The 16,188-nt window shown below is 64.3% G+C and carries 16 protein-coding genes; 12 read left to right on the top strand and 4 right to left on the bottom strand.

Annotated features, from left to right (window positions below; genetic code table 11):
* The first annotated feature begins 28 nt into the window (after positions 1–28).
* A complete protein-coding gene (gene rplA / locus AB0P23_RS16540) occupies positions 29–748 on the top strand; it encodes a 50S ribosomal protein L1 (RefSeq protein ID WP_027498276.1) in 720 nt (239 codons plus the stop codon).
* Positions 749–819: 71 nt separating this feature from the next.
* On the opposite strand, the gene AB0P23_RS16535 is transcribed toward rplA, so the two are convergent.
* The gene (locus AB0P23_RS16535) at positions 820–1,731 is read right to left on the bottom strand and encodes an alpha/beta fold hydrolase (RefSeq protein WP_032365255.1); all 912 of its coding nucleotides are present in this window, start codon (positions 1,729–1,731) and stop codon (positions 820–822) included.
* A gap of 10 nt (positions 1,732–1,741) precedes the next feature.
* A complete protein-coding gene (locus AB0P23_RS16530; protein WP_363798313.1) occupies positions 1,742–3,688 on the bottom strand; it encodes a CocE/NonD family hydrolase in 1,947 nt (648 codons plus the stop codon).
* 236 nt (positions 3,689–3,924) lie between these two features.
* Between AB0P23_RS16530 and AB0P23_RS16525 the strand changes: the two genes are divergently transcribed.
* The 5 genes from AB0P23_RS16525 to AB0P23_RS16505 are packed head-to-tail and all read left to right on the top strand — an operon-like array spanning position 3,925 to position 9,538.
* On the top strand, positions 3,925–5,160 hold the full coding sequence (locus AB0P23_RS16525; RefSeq protein WP_094652061.1) for an SDR family oxidoreductase: 1,236 nt from the start codon (positions 3,925–3,927) through the stop codon (positions 5,158–5,160).
* A 1-nt stretch (position 5,161) separates the two neighbouring features.
* Positions 5,162–5,359, top strand: a complete 198-nt coding sequence (locus tag AB0P23_RS16520; protein WP_032390583.1) for a hypothetical protein — start codon at positions 5,162–5,164, stop codon at positions 5,357–5,359.
* Positions 5,359–6,099, top strand: coding sequence for a phosphatidylserine decarboxylase (locus tag AB0P23_RS16515; RefSeq protein ID WP_094643950.1), 741 nt, complete (start codon positions 5,359–5,361; stop codon positions 6,097–6,099). The genes AB0P23_RS16520 and AB0P23_RS16515 overlap by 1 nt, the downstream gene beginning before the upstream one ends.
* Positions 6,096–7,262: a hypothetical protein gene (locus AB0P23_RS16510; protein ID WP_167328932.1), complete on the top strand. Its 1,167-nt coding sequence runs from the start codon at positions 6,096–6,098 to the stop codon at positions 7,260–7,262. The genes AB0P23_RS16515 and AB0P23_RS16510 overlap by 4 nt, the downstream gene beginning before the upstream one ends.
* A complete protein-coding gene (locus AB0P23_RS16505; RefSeq protein WP_363798308.1) occupies positions 7,259–9,538 on the top strand; it encodes an MMPL family transporter in 2,280 nt (759 codons plus the stop codon). The genes AB0P23_RS16510 and AB0P23_RS16505 overlap by 4 nt, the downstream gene beginning before the upstream one ends.
* Here AB0P23_RS16505 and AB0P23_RS16500 read toward each other — a convergent pair.
* On the bottom strand, positions 9,520–10,281 hold the full coding sequence (locus tag AB0P23_RS16500) for an anti-sigma factor (RefSeq protein ID WP_222058046.1): 762 nt from the start codon (positions 10,279–10,281) through the stop codon (positions 9,520–9,522). The genes AB0P23_RS16505 and AB0P23_RS16500 overlap by 19 nt on opposite strands.
* Positions 10,278–10,811 carry a sigma-70 family RNA polymerase sigma factor gene (locus AB0P23_RS16495; protein WP_363798305.1) on the bottom strand — a complete coding sequence of 178 codons (534 nt, stop codon included), beginning with the start codon at positions 10,809–10,811 and terminating at the stop codon, positions 10,278–10,280. The genes AB0P23_RS16500 and AB0P23_RS16495 overlap by 4 nt, the downstream gene beginning before the upstream one ends.
* Positions 10,812–10,954: 143 nt before the next feature.
* Between AB0P23_RS16495 and AB0P23_RS16490 the strand changes: the two genes are divergently transcribed.
* The 6 genes from AB0P23_RS16490 to AB0P23_RS16465 all read left to right on the top strand — a co-directional run bounded on the left by AB0P23_RS16490 (position 10,955) and on the right by AB0P23_RS16465 (position 16,184).
* Positions 10,955–11,722: a CHRD domain-containing protein gene (locus AB0P23_RS16490; RefSeq protein WP_167328936.1), complete on the top strand. Its 768-nt coding sequence runs from the start codon at positions 10,955–10,957 to the stop codon at positions 11,720–11,722.
* Positions 11,723–11,856: 134 nt separating this feature from the next.
* A complete protein-coding gene (locus tag AB0P23_RS16485; protein WP_363798302.1) occupies positions 11,857–12,342 on the top strand; it encodes a class F sortase in 486 nt (161 codons plus the stop codon).
* A gap of 333 nt (positions 12,343–12,675) precedes the next feature.
* Positions 12,676–13,257 carry a 50S ribosomal protein L10 gene (gene rplJ / locus AB0P23_RS16480; RefSeq protein WP_363798299.1) on the top strand — a complete coding sequence of 194 codons (582 nt, stop codon included), beginning with the start codon at positions 12,676–12,678 and terminating at the stop codon, positions 13,255–13,257.
* Between the two features lie 81 nt (positions 13,258–13,338).
* The gene (rplL, locus tag AB0P23_RS16475; RefSeq protein WP_032365267.1) at positions 13,339–13,725 is read left to right on the top strand and encodes a 50S ribosomal protein L7/L12; all 387 of its coding nucleotides are present in this window, start codon (positions 13,339–13,341) and stop codon (positions 13,723–13,725) included.
* 489 nt (positions 13,726–14,214) lie between these two features.
* The gene (locus AB0P23_RS16470; RefSeq protein WP_363798296.1) at positions 14,215–15,384 is read left to right on the top strand and encodes an ATP-binding cassette domain-containing protein; all 1,170 of its coding nucleotides are present in this window, start codon (positions 14,215–14,217) and stop codon (positions 15,382–15,384) included.
* Between the two features lie 5 nt (positions 15,385–15,389).
* Positions 15,390–16,184: an ABC transporter permease gene (locus AB0P23_RS16465; protein ID WP_032365269.1), complete on the top strand. Its 795-nt coding sequence runs from the start codon at positions 15,390–15,392 to the stop codon at positions 16,182–16,184.
* Positions 16,185–16,188 lie beyond the last annotated feature (4 nt).

Genomic DNA, 16,188 nt, shown 5'->3' with positions numbered 1-16,188 from the left:
TCTGAACTCGAACGAAGGACAGTAAGACATGGCAAAGCGCAGTAAGGCCTACCTCGAGCAGGCCGCCAAGATCGACCAGGACAACCTCTACTCGCCTCTGGAAGCCGCCAAGCTGGCCAAGGAGACCGCGTCGAGCAAGTTCGACCCCACCGTCGAGGTCGCAGTGCGACTCGGCGTCGACCCCCGCAAGGCAGACCAGATGGTGCGCGGCACCGTCAACCTTCCCCACGGCACCGGCAAGACCGCTCGGGTTATTGTTTTCGCCGCTGGTGAGAAGGCTGCTGAAGCAGAGGCAGCAGGAGCCGACGTCGTCGGTGCAGAAGATCTGATCGAGCGCATCCAGGGCGGATTCCTGGACTTCGACGCCGCTATCGCGACCCCCGATCAGATGGCCAAGGTCGGCCGCATCGCCCGTGTCCTCGGACCGCGTGGCCTGATGCCGAACCCGAAGACGGGCACGGTCACCAACGATGTGACCAAGGCCGTCAACGACATCAAGGGCGGAAAGATCAACTTCCGCGTCGACAAGCAGGCCAACCTGCACTTCGTCATCGGCAAGGCCTCGTTCGACGAGACCAAGCTGGTCGAGAACTACGGTGCCGCACTGGACGAGATCCTGCGTGCGAAGCCGTCGTCGGCGAAGGGTCGCTACGTCAAGAAGGTCACCGTTTCGACCACCACCGGACCCGGCGTCCAGGTCGATCCCAACCGCACTCGCAACCTCCTCGAGGACGACGCGAACGCGTAATTTCTTCAGCTCCGAACGAAGGCCGGTCTCCCTGTGGGAGGCCGGCCTTCGTCGTTCTGTCCTGCCGAGATCTAGGCTGCGTTCGCGCGAGCGAAGTTGGCCAGCACGAGGCCGCTGATCCGGTCGAGCAACGCGGCCGGCAGGTCGTGTGCCATGCCCTCGATGAGGGTCAGCTCCGCGCCGGGAACCGCCCGGGCGATGGCCTTGCCACAGGCCGGCCGCACCAGTCGGTCCGCGGTCCCGTGGATGACGGTCGTCGGTGCGTCGATCTTCTGTGCGTAGGGCTTGAGGCTGCCGGTACCGGTGATGGCCGCCATCTGCCGAATGACGCCGGACGGGTTGTAGTTGCGTTCGTACATCACCTGGGCGATTTCGAGCTGTTCCTCGAGCGGGGTCCGGAACCCGGGGGAGCCGATCGTGGACAGTGTCTTCGCCGAATGCGCGATGATCTCGTCCTTCGTGGCGTCCTTGCCGACGCCACCGATCAACGGCAGTAGTGCCCGGGGATCCGGCGGTGGCAGGAATGCCTCGTTGGTGCTCGAGAACAGAATGGACACGGACTTGGTTCGCTGCGGGTAGCTACCGGCGAACACCTGCGTGATCATGCCGCCCATCGACGCGCCCACGACGTGCGCGGAGTCGATGTCGAGGTGGTCGAGTACACCGACCGCATCGGCGGCCATGTCGACGATCGTGTACGGGACGTCCGACGACATTCCCAGTTCGTGCCGGAGGAGCCGAAGAATCTGCCAGCCGTGCACCTTCCTGCCCGTCATCTTCGTCGACAGCCCGATGTCGCGGTTGTCGATGCGGATCACCCGATATCCGGCGTCGACGAGACGCGTGCAGAAGTCCATGGGCCACAGCGTCAGCTGCGCGGACAGACCCATGATGAGCAGTACAGCGGGGTCGTCGACCGATCCCATGTCCTCGTACGCGATGTCGATGGAGTTCGACGGCGCGATGCCTTGTTCGATTCTCATGTTCTCGTTCCTACCAGTCGGGGTCGCCCAGCACCGGAACCACCAGGTAGCTGGGATCGTGTGGGTCGATCGCGATGTCCTGCGGTTTCAGTCGAGTGCGAACGATGTCCGGCAGGATGGGGATGAACCGTGGTGCGTCGGTGGCGAATACGGCCACCCGGAGGCGATGACCCGTCGCGATCACAGCTTCGGTGCCGAGAATGTCGATGTCGAGTGTGATGGGCTGCCCGACGGGTACCGGCAGCACAGCGGCCTTGGTGAGCGGGTGGTACGGCCGGGTGTAGTCGCCGTTCGGTGCGAACAGTGATCGCTCGTCGTCCACGGCTCGGCGAGACGCGAGCAACGCCCCGTTGCTCAATACGGTCGACTTACCGTCGGGGGCGACGTCGCAGGTCATGATCGCCCACAATGCGTCTCGGGCACGGCAGATCACGCGCAGATGCAGGTTCATCGGGCCCGACAGCACGGTGTCCGCGCGGGCGGGTTCGGTGGTGAACGTGGCGGCGGCACCTTCGGCGAATCGGTTGTCGTAGGTGAAGCCGCCGCCCAGTAGAGCCGTGACACCGGCGAGAACCTGTGTGGTGTCCCGGGATACGACGGCACGGAGTGATGGACGTACGGTCAGCACGCCGGACGACGTGGACGGCTCGTAGGCGAGGCTGCCGTCGCCGGCGGCGTGGGCGGCGGTGTTCGACGCTTCGGTCGACAGATACAGCCGGCGCGACTGTGCCTGGGGAGCCGGAAAGCGGCCGTGCGCAGTCCAATTGCCGCCCTGTTGTCGTAGGGTGACCGGCCCGTAGTTCTCGATTCCGTTGTCGATGTCGCACAGCCACCTGTCGAACCAGGCTCGCTCGAGTACGTCCAGTCGTGGTGGGAATCCCGGTTCACCGAAACCGATTCCGGGATTGACGTGGTAGCCGTCGCCGACGAGTAGTTGTTTGGAGCCGCGTTCGAGAGCGAGTCGGTTGTAGATGTCCGGGGCCGAGCTGCCGAAGATGTCGTGCCAGCAGCCGTAGAGGAAGGTCGGTGCGGTGATGTCCTCGATGACGGCGTCGATGGTGTCGTAGTACGGGTCGTCGTAGATTCGTGGATCATTGCCCGTGACAAAGCCTTTGGCCAGATCGAACAGGTCGGTTGCAGGTGATCGGACGCGATCGCGAAGCCATGCGACGGTATCGATTCCTCTCACCGCAGGTGCCCATTTGAGTCCGTTGACGGCAGCGAGCCACAGGGGAATGAACGCCGAGGTCGCGCCTCCGGTTGCCAAGATCTCGCGAACGATGTCCACCGAACCTTCGACGGCGAATATCGCGTCGAGCCCGTCGGGTCTCTTGGCTGCCGCCTGCAGTGCGTTGATCGCTGAGTACGAGATGCCCGCCATGCCGATTCTGCCGTTGCACCAGTATTGCCGGCGCGCCCACTCGATCACTTCGATCGAGTCCAGTTGTTCTCGGGTGCCCAGTACGTCCCAGGTTCCGGTGGAGCTTCCGGTTCCTCGAACGTCGACGATCATCTGGACGTACCCGCTACGAACGAGGTGGCGGTTGACCGACAACAGATCCGCGGCTCCGCCCGCGACCACACGAGTGATCTCGGTGATGCCGTCGAACGCGGTACCGGTCAGGTCGAACGCCGACGAGAACTTTCTGATGGCTCGGCCGAGTATCGGTGTTTCGAGGATCGTGTCGATGCCTTTGATCAACAGCTTGTTGTAGGGCGTCAGGTTCAGGACCGTCGGGAACGTCCCCGGAACCGGCTGCCCGGACGCATCGGCGGGGCGGAAGACGTATGCGCGTAGGGCGGCTCCGTCGCTCATCGGAATGCGCACGTCGGCCGAGACGGACACTCGTGGGTACTGCGGAGCCTGCGCCGTGATCGCTGCCCAGGCCTGCGCGGCCTCGCCGCCGCTGGGGTCGCGCGGGGGTCTCAGGAGGGGGTGGGGCTCGACGGCGGTCATGGAGAACGATTAGACCTTCGAACGACCCTCTTTGTCCTGTGGAACGCGAATCGGTCGTGGTGTGCTCCAACGAGACGGCTTCAGTTCTGTGTTTTGTTGGGAACATTCTCAACGCCGGTTGAGCGTTGCTGTGGGGCATACCAGACTTTCGAAACCAGCGACTACGACGCTCGCTGCGTTGTTAACGTCTGCCCGTCCGAGTGATGTGGGACACCGACCGTTGCAGGGGAGTACGAATGCACGTAGAAGCACTGTTCGGAGACGGATCGCAACGGCCTATCTGGCCGCACGCGGACGCACTGATCACCAGCGAATGCCCGGGGCTACGCTTTGCCGGCAAGTACGCCGATGTCGTTGCCCTCAGCAACGGCGATCCCACCGCGCTGCGGCCGTTCATCGACGAGGAGACTCGTCGCCGCGTCGCGAGCATGGCACCACCGCGTACCGACACTGCGCTCGTGTTCGGAGCGAACGGGTTTCTCGGCGCGCATCTGATCGGCCGTCTCACCCGGGACTCCGCCGTCGACGTCGTGTACGCCGTGGTTCGTTCCACCGAGGAGGAGTCGGCCCTCGAGCGACTCCAGCGCACGTTCGATCAGTACGAGATCACGGTCGATGCAGACAAGATTCGGATCGTCGAAGGCACGCCGACCTCGTTCCGCTTCGGTCTGGACAAGGCCGGGTACTTTGAACTCGCAGCCGGTGTGGGCCAGATCTTCAACTGCGCCAGCTCGACCGACTACACCGAGAGCTACGCCGAGCTGCGGGACGACTGGTTCGTCAGCGTGCTGCGCATCCTCGAATTCAGCATCACCTCGGCCCGAAAGCATCTGACCTACGTCGGCAGCATCGGCGCGCATCTCTATCAGAAGCCCGAGGACTTCCGTCGTCCCGACTCGTGGTGGTACTCCGGGTACGCCCAGATGAAGTGGGTCAACGCCACCTTGCTCGGGTGGTTGTCGATGTCGGACACGTATTCCGTCACGCTGGCCGAGGCCCCCTACATCCTCGGCAGTACCGACCTGGGCCTCGATCCGGGCCGCGTCTACAGCTTCTGGCGCATCGTGGAGTTGGCGATCGCCGCCGGCGCGATCTGGGACGGGCCGGGAATGAACTACGTCCCGGTGGACGTGATGTGCGACGTCATGGCCGGCAACGCACTGCGGAGCCACCCGCTCACCCGATTGTTGCCCAGCAACCCGACCGGTTACGGACACGACCTGTACGCCGAGCTCCTTGGCCTCGACCTGGTGAGCTGGGACGAGTTCGTCGAACGCGTCAGCGTCCGTATCTCTCCTCGGTTCGCCGAGACCATGCTCGCCGACAACATCGACAAGCTCATGCGGCTGGTGCACAAGCCCGAGGCCATCCTGCCCGTCGACCACGACACCTCCTGGTGCGATCACCGCAGGCTCTTCGAGCTGTACTTCGAAAAGGCCCAGCTCAAGACGCTCACCCCTGTCGTCAACTGACGTGGCAGACGGATTCGAGCCGACCTCGGTGCGGTTGCGGGAACTCTCCCTCGGCCACGAGGTCACCAATGCCGTTCTCTCCGTTGGCTTCTACGTCGTGTGTGGCGTCATCGGACTGCTGCCCGGTGCGCTGCGACACCGGGCAGCCGACGCGTTCGTGACGTGGTCGGAGAGCATCGACGAACAGCGACATCTCTGATGTCGCTCGGACGAGCACTCGTCGGTGTGGGTGTCGCCGTGGCGGCACCGTTCGGGGTGTTCCTGTACTGGCGCACCCGGTTCTTCTTCCGAGACCCGCATCGCGTTCCGCCGGCCGATCCGCTGTCGGTGGTGGCACCAGCCGACGGGTTCGTCACGTACGTCAAACGCGTCGACGCGGGTTCGACGGCATTCGCCGTCAAGAAGGGCAGAACCATTCCGCTGGACGAGATCGCGGGTGTGGCAGCGACCGAGAGCGGATACCTCATCGGGATCTACATGTCCGAATACTCGGTGCACCGCAACAGGATTCCGATCTCGGGCACCATCGGCATGCGGCGTCATCGCTCCGCGGCACCGTTCAACAAGTCGATGGCGCGAGTGGGAGCGAACCTGTTGACGCGGCGCACCCCGTACGACGAGGGGTGCGACTACATACTGAGCAACGAGCGGCTCACCATCTCCATCGAACATTCATCGGGGTCGGTGGTGACGGTGACACAGATAGCGGATCTGTGGGTCGACCGGATCGTCGCGCACGTCGCCGTCGGCGACACCGTCGAACGCGGCGAGCAGTACGGGATGATCCGCTTCGGGTCTCAATGCGACGTGTTCGTCCCCGACGCTCTCGCCGAAACCATCACCGTCCGACCGGGCCAGTACGTGTTCGCGGGGGAGAGCGTCGTCGCCCGCTCACCGATCCCGGTGGCAGACAACACTTCATGTGAGAAGGAACGATGATCACTGTCGACCGGGTCGAGTCCACCCAGGACTGGAACGAATTCAAGGCTGTCACCGATCTCGTCTACCAGGGTGATCCGTACCGATTGCCCGACGAACCCATGGATCTCGATCGGATCCTGATTTCGCCGCCGGTCGCCATCGCGTCGACCCGCGATATCGCGGCCTTCCTCGCACGCGAGAACGGGGTCGTCGTCGGACGAGTCGTGGCCATCCACGACACGAGCTTCACCCAGTACACCGGTGAATCCATCGGCTTCTTCGGGTTCTACGAGGCCGTCGACGATCACGAGGTCGCCACCGGCCTGCTCGACGCCGCGGCGGCGTGGCTTGCCGCGCGCGGGCTCGGCGCGATGTCCGGGCCTTTCGGCCCGTCGATGTTCTACAGCGCGGGCATCGTCGTCGACGACGAGCCTGCCCTTCCGTTGGTGGGCATGCCGCACAACCCTCTCTACTACGCAGCCCATTTCGAGAAGTGGGGGCTCGTGGGAATCAAGGACTTCTACAGCTACCTGTTCGACGACCCGTGCGTGATCTACAACCGCCCCGAATATGCGCGGCACATGCAGATCTTCGAAAAGATCAAGGCGCGTTCGGAAGTGACGTTCCGCTCCATGAAGTACCGAACGGTTCGCCGCGACGCGCGCATCGTGCGCGATCTCTACAACAAGACGTTCGTGAACTTCTGGGGCTTCTCACCACTGTCGTTCGTGGAACTGTTCGAGTTGCTGAAGATGATGCTTCCGGTCCTCGATCGACGGCTCACCCTGTTGGCCGAGTTGGACGGCAAGCCCGTCGGATTTCTGATGGGCATCCCGGACGTCAATCAGGCCGCGGCCAAGGCCGCGCACCTGAAGTCGCGGTGGCTGCGAGACCTGGTGACGCTGTGGCACGTCAAGAAGCCGAGCCGAACGGACGTCATCGACGGGGTGCGGGTGGACATGCTGTTCGTCGATCCGGACTGCCCCGATCGCGCGGTGTCGTCGTTGCTGATCATGGAGTTGTCGGTGCGGATGCGCGATCTCGGCTACACCCGGGTGGAGGCAGCGCCGGTGCTCGACGACAGCCCCTGGATGAAGGGATCGGTGCTGACCCGCATGGAGCAGACTCCGCACCGGACGTACCGCATCTACAACCGCGATCTCGAGCTGCCTCGGCCATGATCGATCGGACGGTGGTGCTCGACCGTGCGCAGACCAGGCTCGGCATCGGTGACCGCTGGGGGCAAACGGTCGGCCGTCACAGGTGGCTCGTGCTGGCCGTCTGGCTGCTGATCGCGGTGGGTTCTGCTGCGCTCTATCCGGCACTGCAGAACTCGTTGGTGGGAGCCAACTTCTCCGTCCCCGGTACCGAATCGAGTCGTGCCGACGCGCTCGTCGAACAGCACTTCTCCTCGTTCGGGTCCGAGCAGCTCGTCGTCACGTTCACGTCGGATCGGGTCCGCGTCGCAGACCCCGCTTTCCGCGAACGCGTCGGCGAGACCGTCTCTGCGCTGCGGCAATCCCCGGATGTGCTGCGGGTCGTCGATCCCTACGAAACGGCCGGATTCGTGCCCCAGATCTCCGAGGACGGAACGTCGGCACTGGCTTTCGTCGGTGTCGGCGGCGACCCTCGCGACCGGATCGCGACCGCAGAACGCATTCAGAAGCTCATCGACGGGGCATCCGACGGTGGTATCGACGTGGCGGCCACCGGATACTCGCCGATGACCGTCGATCTGACCAAAGTCGAGTCCGAGGACGCCGTCCGGGCCGAAAGTATCGGCCTACCACTGGCATTCGTGCTGTTGATCCTGGCTCTCGGATCCGTGGTCGCCGGCATCGTGCCGCTCGTCACCACGGGCATCGGAGTGTTGGCGGCGTTCGGAGTGTTCTCGCTGCTCTCGCACGTCATGACCTTCGATGTCCTCGTGACGACGGTGGCGTCGATGTTCGGTCTCGGTCTGGGCATCGATTACGCGCTCTTCATCGTCAGCCGATTTCGAGAGGAAATGGACCGCACCACGCTGCCGGGGGACGCCACGGGTCAGGGGCGTACGAATGCGGCCGTCGGGGCCGCGATGGGAACGGCGGGCCACACGATCGTCATCTCCGGTCTGGTCGTACTCATTTCGCTCGGTGCTCTGGCGATCGTCGATGTTCCTGCCGTGCAGAGTATTTCGTTCGTCGTAGCGCTGACGGTGGCGTGCGTCGTCGTGGTGGCCTGGACGCTGCTACCGGCAATTCTCGCGGTCCTCGGCCCGCGAATCTCGACACTGTCGCTACCGCAGAGGTTTCAGCCTCCGGCGGTCGGTGAGCACGATGCCGCGATACCCACGTGGTGGTCACGGTGGGCGCGACACGTCATCGAACGCCCGTGGCGCTACACGGCCGTCACCGCAGCCGTGCTGCTGGCCGCCCTGGTGCCGATCGGGACCATCCAGTACGGGGTGGACCTCGGAGCCGACGCCCTTGCCGCGGAGCCGAGCGGCCGGGCCAATACGGTCCTCACCGAGAAGTTCGCTCCTGGAACGATTTCGCCGATCATCGTCGTGTTCACCGGCAGCGGTGACCGTCCCCTCGAACCGATGCAGGCGGCCACGGTCGCGGCCTTCGCCGACGACATCCGAGCCGACGGTCGCGTCGATTACGCCCTGGCGCAACAGGACTCCGGCCGCACGCTGCTGATCGTGGTGCCCGCGGTGCCGATCGACTCGACCGAGGCCTCCGACCTGGTCGAGTCGATCCGGTCGCAGGCAGTTGTTGCCGCAGACCGCGACGGCACCACCGTATCCGTCGGCGGAACCACCGCCCTTGTCGTCGATGCCTCCCAGGAGATTTCGAGCAAGTTCCTGTGGGTCGTATTCGCAGTGCTGGCATTCTCGCTGGTGTACCTGGGAATCGTCTTTCGGAGCGTGGTGATTCCGATCAAGGCGGTCGCCATGAATGTGCTCGTCACCGGCGCGGCGTTGGGTGCGACGGTGGCGGTGTTCCAGTGGGGATGGGGATCGGCGCTACTCGGGTTCGACAGTCCGGGCTACATCCAGGTGTATCTGCCCGTCACCGTGTTCGCCGTGGTCTTCGGTCTGTCGATGGATTACGAGGTGTTTCTCATCGGCCGGATGCGCGAGGTGTTCGTCTCGCATCGCAACCGACACAGCGTGAACAACACCAGTGCCAACGATACCAGTGCCAACGACACCGCGATCGTCGACGGCCTCGAGCACACCGCCAGGCCGATCACTGCTGCGGCCGCGATCATGATCGCCGTGTTCGCCAGCTTCCTCACCGCCGATGTTCTCGAACTCCAACAGTTCGGGTTCGCGCTCGCTGTCGCCGTTTTGTTCGACGCGGTTCTGGTGCGCATGATGATGGTGCCGGCGATGATGAAGCTGTTCGGCGAGCGAAATTGGTGGCCCGGATTGCGTTCCGAGACAAGCGTTCAGGCAGACGGCACCTGAGCCGACGCGAGTACGACTCCGTCCGAACCCCTGATCTCGATCTCGGCGACGTCGCCGCGCAGGACGGCGGCATTCATCCGGCACTCGATGGTGACGGTGCTGCCGAGGAACGTGCCGGACGGCCGGTCGACGCCCGATCGGTCGACGAGAACGACGTCGTACGGACCGCCGTCGGAGATGCCGTCCATTTCGAGGACGGTCTCCGTTCCCCACGTGTGGGCTACGAGACCGCCTTCGACGTCGACCGTCGGTCCGCTGGTGGTGAACGCTATTTCCTCGTAGGCCCCGAGGGTTCCCGGTGGTCCGGTGACCACGACCTGGGCTTCACCGGGCTCGGAGCGGTATGCGTCGATGCCCAGTACTGCTGCGCTGCCGACGACAACGCCGACGAGGGCCGCGGCAGCGGCCAACCCGGCCGACCCGTTCCTGACACCGAACCGCGGCCCGGCGACCGGCTGCAATCCGGAGCTGCCCGAACGCCCAGGGGCAACGGCGTTGTCGGCGTTCTGGGTGGCGGCCAGGATTCGCTCGCGGAGTCCGGGCGGCGGAGTCGAGTCCAGCCACAGCAGGTCCGGGCCCCGGCGTTCGAGCTGCTCCGTCGTCGCGCGTAGTTCAGCGATCTCGATGTCGACCGTGGGGTCCGACGCGGCCAGCGCGCGAAGTTCGTCGGCTTCGGCATCGTCGAGATCGTCGCCGACTGCTGCAGCGATCAGCTCTGCTCGCCGATCGGGTGAGGCTGTCATCGGTCCTCCTTTCTGTCGAGGTTTCTGCGTAGTGCGTTCAGGGCGTAGAAGGCGCGGGTGCGGAGCGTGCGTACCGGCACTCCGGTCGATTCCGACAGTTCGGCGTAGCTGCTTCCGGATACGTGCACGGCCACGACGACCTCGCGGTGGTCGGGCGAGAGCTGTGCCAGTGCCGCGATGATGCGGAGCCGCTCGTCGGTGTCGGCGGTGGTGTCGCGCGTGACGGCGCTCGGTCCGCGTTCGTGCTCGTCGGGCCGGTCCGATGTCGTCGCAGGCACTCTCGCCTGGGACCGAACGAGATCGACGATGACGTTTCGCTCGATCGCGAAGAGCCACGTGCGAAGTGAACCTCGGCTCGGGTCGAAGCGCGCTCTGGCCCGCCAGGCCCGCAGGAACGTCTCCTGCACACAATCCTCGGCGAGGGCTCGATCGCGGAGGGCATTGACGGCGTAACCGACCATCTCCGACGCGTGCTGGTCGTATGCGGCCGCGACATCGAAGTCCAGCTCGATCACGCTCCCGATGCTCATGACAGTGATTACGTCTGCGGCCCCGCAGGCGTTCATATCCAAGACTGGAATATTTCTTTACCGATATTTGAACATCTACGCGCCGACCGTCGTACACCGTGTACGGGCTCGCCTGCCCGATACTTTCACGGAAGGCACACGAGATGATCACACGTTCCACTACACGCCCGGCGGCGTCCGTTCGTAGATCCGCCACGGCACTCGTCGGCGGTACGGCCACCGCGGCGGCGCTGCTGCTGTTCTCGGCGGGCCCGGCCGCTGCCGACACCCCGGTCGCCGAACCGGACAGTTTCACCAGCGCGTTCACCGCGATGGCCACGCCCGATCAGGTTCTGAACGGTGACGGTGTGGCCACTCCGGGTCAGCCGGGCGCGATGGGCACCTTCACGCTGCGGATCAATTCCGACCTCGACATCATCTGCTACGACATCTCGCTGAACGGTGTGACAGGTGACTACATGAGCCCGGCCAAGACGGCTACTCATATCCACCAGGCCGCAGCAGGTGCAGCGGGGCCGCCGCGCCTCGCGTTCCCGAACCCGACCCCCATCGGGGACGGCCCGCGCAACAGCAACGGCTGCATGCAGGGTCCGTTCACCACCGGTCTGACCCCGGCCGGTGCCGATGCAGACAGCGGTACCGGATTCACGTTGGACCGGATCGAAGCCGACCCAGCAGGCTTCGCGGCCGACACCCACACCGTCGACTTCTCGGCCGGAGCGGTCCGAGGACAGCTGACCCGGATTCCGGTCGGATCGGTAGCAACCGGAGGTGGCGGCGCGGCGCTCGCCGCGGCATCCGATTCGGCGACCGGTTCCGCAGCTCCCGTCGTCGGCGCGGTAGCTCTCGGCGCGATGGCTGTCGCGGGCGTGACGTTGGTGGCACGGCGCACCCGCGGGGTGCAGAGCTGAAGCTCCCCACGCGGGCTGCACTCGCGGCCGCGGTTCTGACGGCCGCGGTTCTGACGGCGGTGGTGACGGGATGTGGTGCGCAGACGCCGTCGCCACCGGCGGAGCCGGCCCCGCCGGTGTCCTCGTCTTCGCCCGTGCCCGTGCCCTCGCCCGAACTGTCCGGCGTAGTGGGGGATCGGCCGATCCCGATGCGCCTGAGCATTCCTGCCATCGCGCTCGACGAGGGGCTCGTCGGCCTGGGTATTGCCGACAGCGGCGAGATGGAGGTACCCACCGACTACGACGACGTCGGGTGGTTCACCGGCGGTGGCCGACCCGGTGGGATCGGCAGTCCGACGGTGTTCGCCGGGCATGTCGACTCGACTACCGGACCTGCGGTGTTCGATCGGCTGTCGGATCTGAACCCGGGCGACATCGTCACGGTCGGCGACGAAGCAGGGGGCAGCGCGGACTATCGGATCGAGCGCATCGGCGACCACGGCAAGGCGGACTTCCCGACGGCGTCGGTGTTCGGCGCGGTGCCCGGCGACGAGATCCGGTTGATCACCTGTTCGGGCGATTTCGATACGACCGTGGGCAGTTACGAACGCAACCTGGTCGTCTACGGGGTGCGGCAGTAGCCGATCGTTTTGGAGTTGACCCCCGAGGTGTTGTAGCCTGGTCGACGGTCCAGAAGGAATGTGCTCGCAGTGCGTGCATTTCTTTCGTTCCGCCCAATCAAGTTCTACCCAAGACCGTTGGTCACCGCCTTCTCGAGGGAAATTTCCTGACAGGTGTGCGGTTGAAGGTCCGAGATCGCTTCGGACGGCCCACGCAGGAGAACGCGGTAGGGAACCTGTCGTGCAGCTTCGGCTGCCTGCTCGTTCACGCCCCGTGTGCTTCCTGCACCGGGGCGTTCGTCGTTTTCCGGCCCTCTCGCGATCGACACAACTTCCCACGAGAGGAGGCGAAGTATGGTAAAGCCCGAAAAGGTCTCCGCAGTTTCGGAGATCACCGACCAGTTCAAGGGTTCGACGGCTGCCGTCGTCACGGAATACCGTGGCCTGTCGGTTTCCGGTCTGACTCAGCTCCGGCGTGCGCTCGGCGAAGGTGCCACGTACTCCGTCGCCAAGAACACCCTGGTCAAGCGCGCAGCTGCCGATGCCGGCATCACCGGCCTCGACGACTTGTTCGTCGGACCGACCGCCATTGCATTCATCAAGGGCGAGCCGGTCGACGCTGCGAAGGCCATCAAGGCCTTCGCGAAGGACAACAAGGCCTTGATCATCAAGGGCGGCTACATGGACGGCGCAACGCTGTCCGTGGACGAGATCAACAAGATCGCAGACCTCGAGTCTCGCGAGATCCTGTTGGCCAAGCTCGCCGGCGCCATGAAGGGCAACTTGTCGAAGGCTGCAGGCCTGTTCAACGCTCCCGCATCGCAGTTCGCCCGCTTGGCGTTCGCGTTGCAGGAGAAGAAGGCTGCCGGCGAACCTGCCGCAGCCGAGGCCCCTGCAGAAGCAGAAGCACCGGCGGAAGCTCCCGCCGAAAGCTGATCCGCTGGCATTAGCGAACAGCTCCACACCAACACCATGTCGCGGATCAGCGGCCAGGTACTTACAGGAAGGACCGCCACCATGGCGAAGCTCAGCACCGAAGAATTGCTCGACCAGTTCAAGGAGCTCACCCTCCTCGAGCTCAGCGAGTTCGTGAAGGCATTCGAGGAGACCTTCGAGGTCACCGCAGCTGCTCCCGTCGCAGTTGCAGCAGCAGGCGGAGCAGGCGCTCCGGCTGAGGCAGCCGAAGAGCAGGACGAGTTCGACGTCGTTCTCGAGTCGGCCGGCGACAAGAAGATCCAGGTCATCAAGGTCGTCCGTGAGGTCGTCTCCGGCCTCGGCCTGAAGGAAGCCAAGGACCTCGTCGAGAGCGCTCCGAAGGCAATCCTGGAGAAGGTCGCCAAGGACGCAGCCGAGGCTGCCAAGGAGAAGCTGGAAGCTGCCGGCGCAAAGATCTCCGTCAAGTAAGACCGCTTCACTGCAGTCGTACTTCGCGCTCTCAACATCGAGCGCACAGAAGGGGCCGTCCTCACTTCGGTGAGGGCGGCCCTTTTCTGTGTTCGGGGGAGGGCTGCTCCTGCGTTCGATGGAGCCTTCTCCTGTGTTCGATGCGGATCGCATCGCGCTGCGTTGTGACCGATCACGGAGTCTTCTCGATCCCGGGACATCGGCAACGCGTCACTGTTTACTCGTGAACGCCGAAGTCCGAAGCTTTCCGAATGGTCTCGGCCGGGTGCAGTTGTGTCTTGTCACAGAATCCGACGGCAGGGACTTGTCACAGTTCGGGCGACTTCCCGACCGGCTCGCGTGAGATGAGCCACACTGATGCAAGCTCTACAGCCTGACTCGGGGAAGTTCTTACTGGGCGGTAAGCTCCTGTGTCGGAGCGGACACGTGCATGGGATACAGTGACGCAACCCACATCCGGGTCGATGTGTATGAATTGTGGAGGTCAGCGTGGGAGTCGAGGTTTCGGTCGAAGGATTGACCAAGTCTTTCGGTGTACAGAAGATTTGGCAGGACGTGACGTTGACTCTGCCGAAGGGTGAAGTCAGTGCATTGCTCGGTCCTTCCGGTACCGGTAAGTCGGTCTTTCTCAAGTCGCTGATCGGTCTCCTTCGCCCCGAGCAGGGCAAGATTTTCATCGACGGAACCGACATCCTGCAGTGCTCCTCGCGTGAGCTCTACGAGATCCGCAAGCTGTTCGGAGTGCTCTTCCAGGACGGTGCCCTGTTCGGCTCGATGAACCTCTACGACAACGTCGCCTTCCCGCTTCGCGAGCACACCAAGAAGTCCGAGTCCGACATTCGCAAGATCGTCATGGAGAAGCTCGAACTGACGGGTCTGCTCGGCGCCGAGGACAAGCTGCCCGGTGAAATCTCCGGCGGTATGCGCAAGCGTGCCGGCCTCGCCCGCGCGCTGGTGCTGGACCCGGAGATCATTCTCGTCGACGAGCCGGACTCCGGCCTCGATCCTGTTCGTACGACGTACATTTCGCAGACATTGATCGACATCAACGCCAACATCGATGCCACGATCCTCATCGTCTCGCACAACATCAACCTGGCTCGAACGGTCCCCGACAACATCGGCATGCTGTTCCGTCGTCAGCTGGTCATGTTCGGCCCCCGTGAGGTGCTGCTCACCAGTGACGAGCCGGTGGTCAAGCAATTCCTGAACGGCACGATGATCGGGCCGATCGGAATGTCGGAAGAGAAGGACGAGGCGCAGATGGCGCAGGAGCAGGCCATGGTCGACGCCGGTCACCACGCCGGTGGCGTCGACGACGTCGAAGGCATCGTGCCGCAGATGAAGGCCACCCCGGGTACGCCGGTGCGCCAGGCCGTCGGACGCAGGCAGGAGCGGGTGCGCCAGATCATGCACACCCTGCCGCACAGCGCTCAGGTCGCGATCCAGGAGAGCCTCGACAGCACCGACTCGGGGCAGCGTTACCCGGCGTACGCAGACCAGCACGGTTACGACCAGCAGGGCTACGACCAGCAGGGCTACGACCAACAGGGGTACGGCCAGCAGGGCTACGACCAACAGGGGTACAGCCAACAAGGCTACGACCAAGGACATGATCAGCAGGGCTACCAAGCTCCAACACAAGGTCGGGGTCAATAGCAGACATGGGGGGATCGAAGAAGTCCGCGTTCGCGCCCGCGAACGCCGCTCTGACACAAGCGGGCAATATCGTCGAACTGTTCGTCGAGGTGGTCCGAAACACCTTTCGTAGGCCGTTCCAGTTCCGCGAGTTCATCGAGCAGGCCTGGTTCATCGCCAGCGTGACGATTCTGCCGACGGCTCTGGTCGCCATTCCGTTCGGCGCGGTCGTATCGCTGCAGACCGGTTCGCTGATCAAGCAGCTCGGTGCCGAATCGTTCACCGGTGCTGCCAGCGTGCTCGCCGTCATCCAGCAGGGCAGTCCGATCGTGACCGCCCTCTTGGTGGCCGGTGCGGCCGGTTCTGCCGTCACCGCCGACCTCGGTTCTCGCACCATTCGCGAGGAGATCGACGCGATGCGGGTACTGGGAATCGATCCGGTTCACCGCCTCGTCGTTCCGCGAGTGCTGGCCATGATCCTCGTGGCGCTGCTGCTCAACGGACTCGTCTCGGTCGTCGGCATCGTCGGTGGCTACTTCTTCAACGTGATCCTGCAGGGTGGTACCCCCGGTGCCTACCTGGCGTCGTTCTCCGCGTTGGCTCAGCTGCCCGATCTGTATGTCGCAGAAGCGAAAGCGGCGATCTTCGGTCTCATCGCCGGCATCATCGCGTCGTACAAGGGCCTGAATCCCAACCCCGGCCCCAAGGGTGTCGGTGAAGCTGTGAACCAGACGGTTGTCATCACGTTCCTGTTGCTGTTCTTCGCCAACCTCATTCTCACCCTGGTCTACCTCCAGGTCGTACCAGCGAAGGGAGCGTAACCGC

This window comes from Rhodococcus sp. NPDC077669 (genome assembly GCF_040686915.1).
Classification (GTDB): Bacteria; Actinomycetota; Actinomycetes; order Mycobacteriales; family Mycobacteriaceae; genus Rhodococcoides; species Rhodococcoides fascians.
The sequence above is the reverse complement of the archived record's forward strand: the minus strand, read 5'-3'. Positions and strand labels throughout refer to the sequence as shown.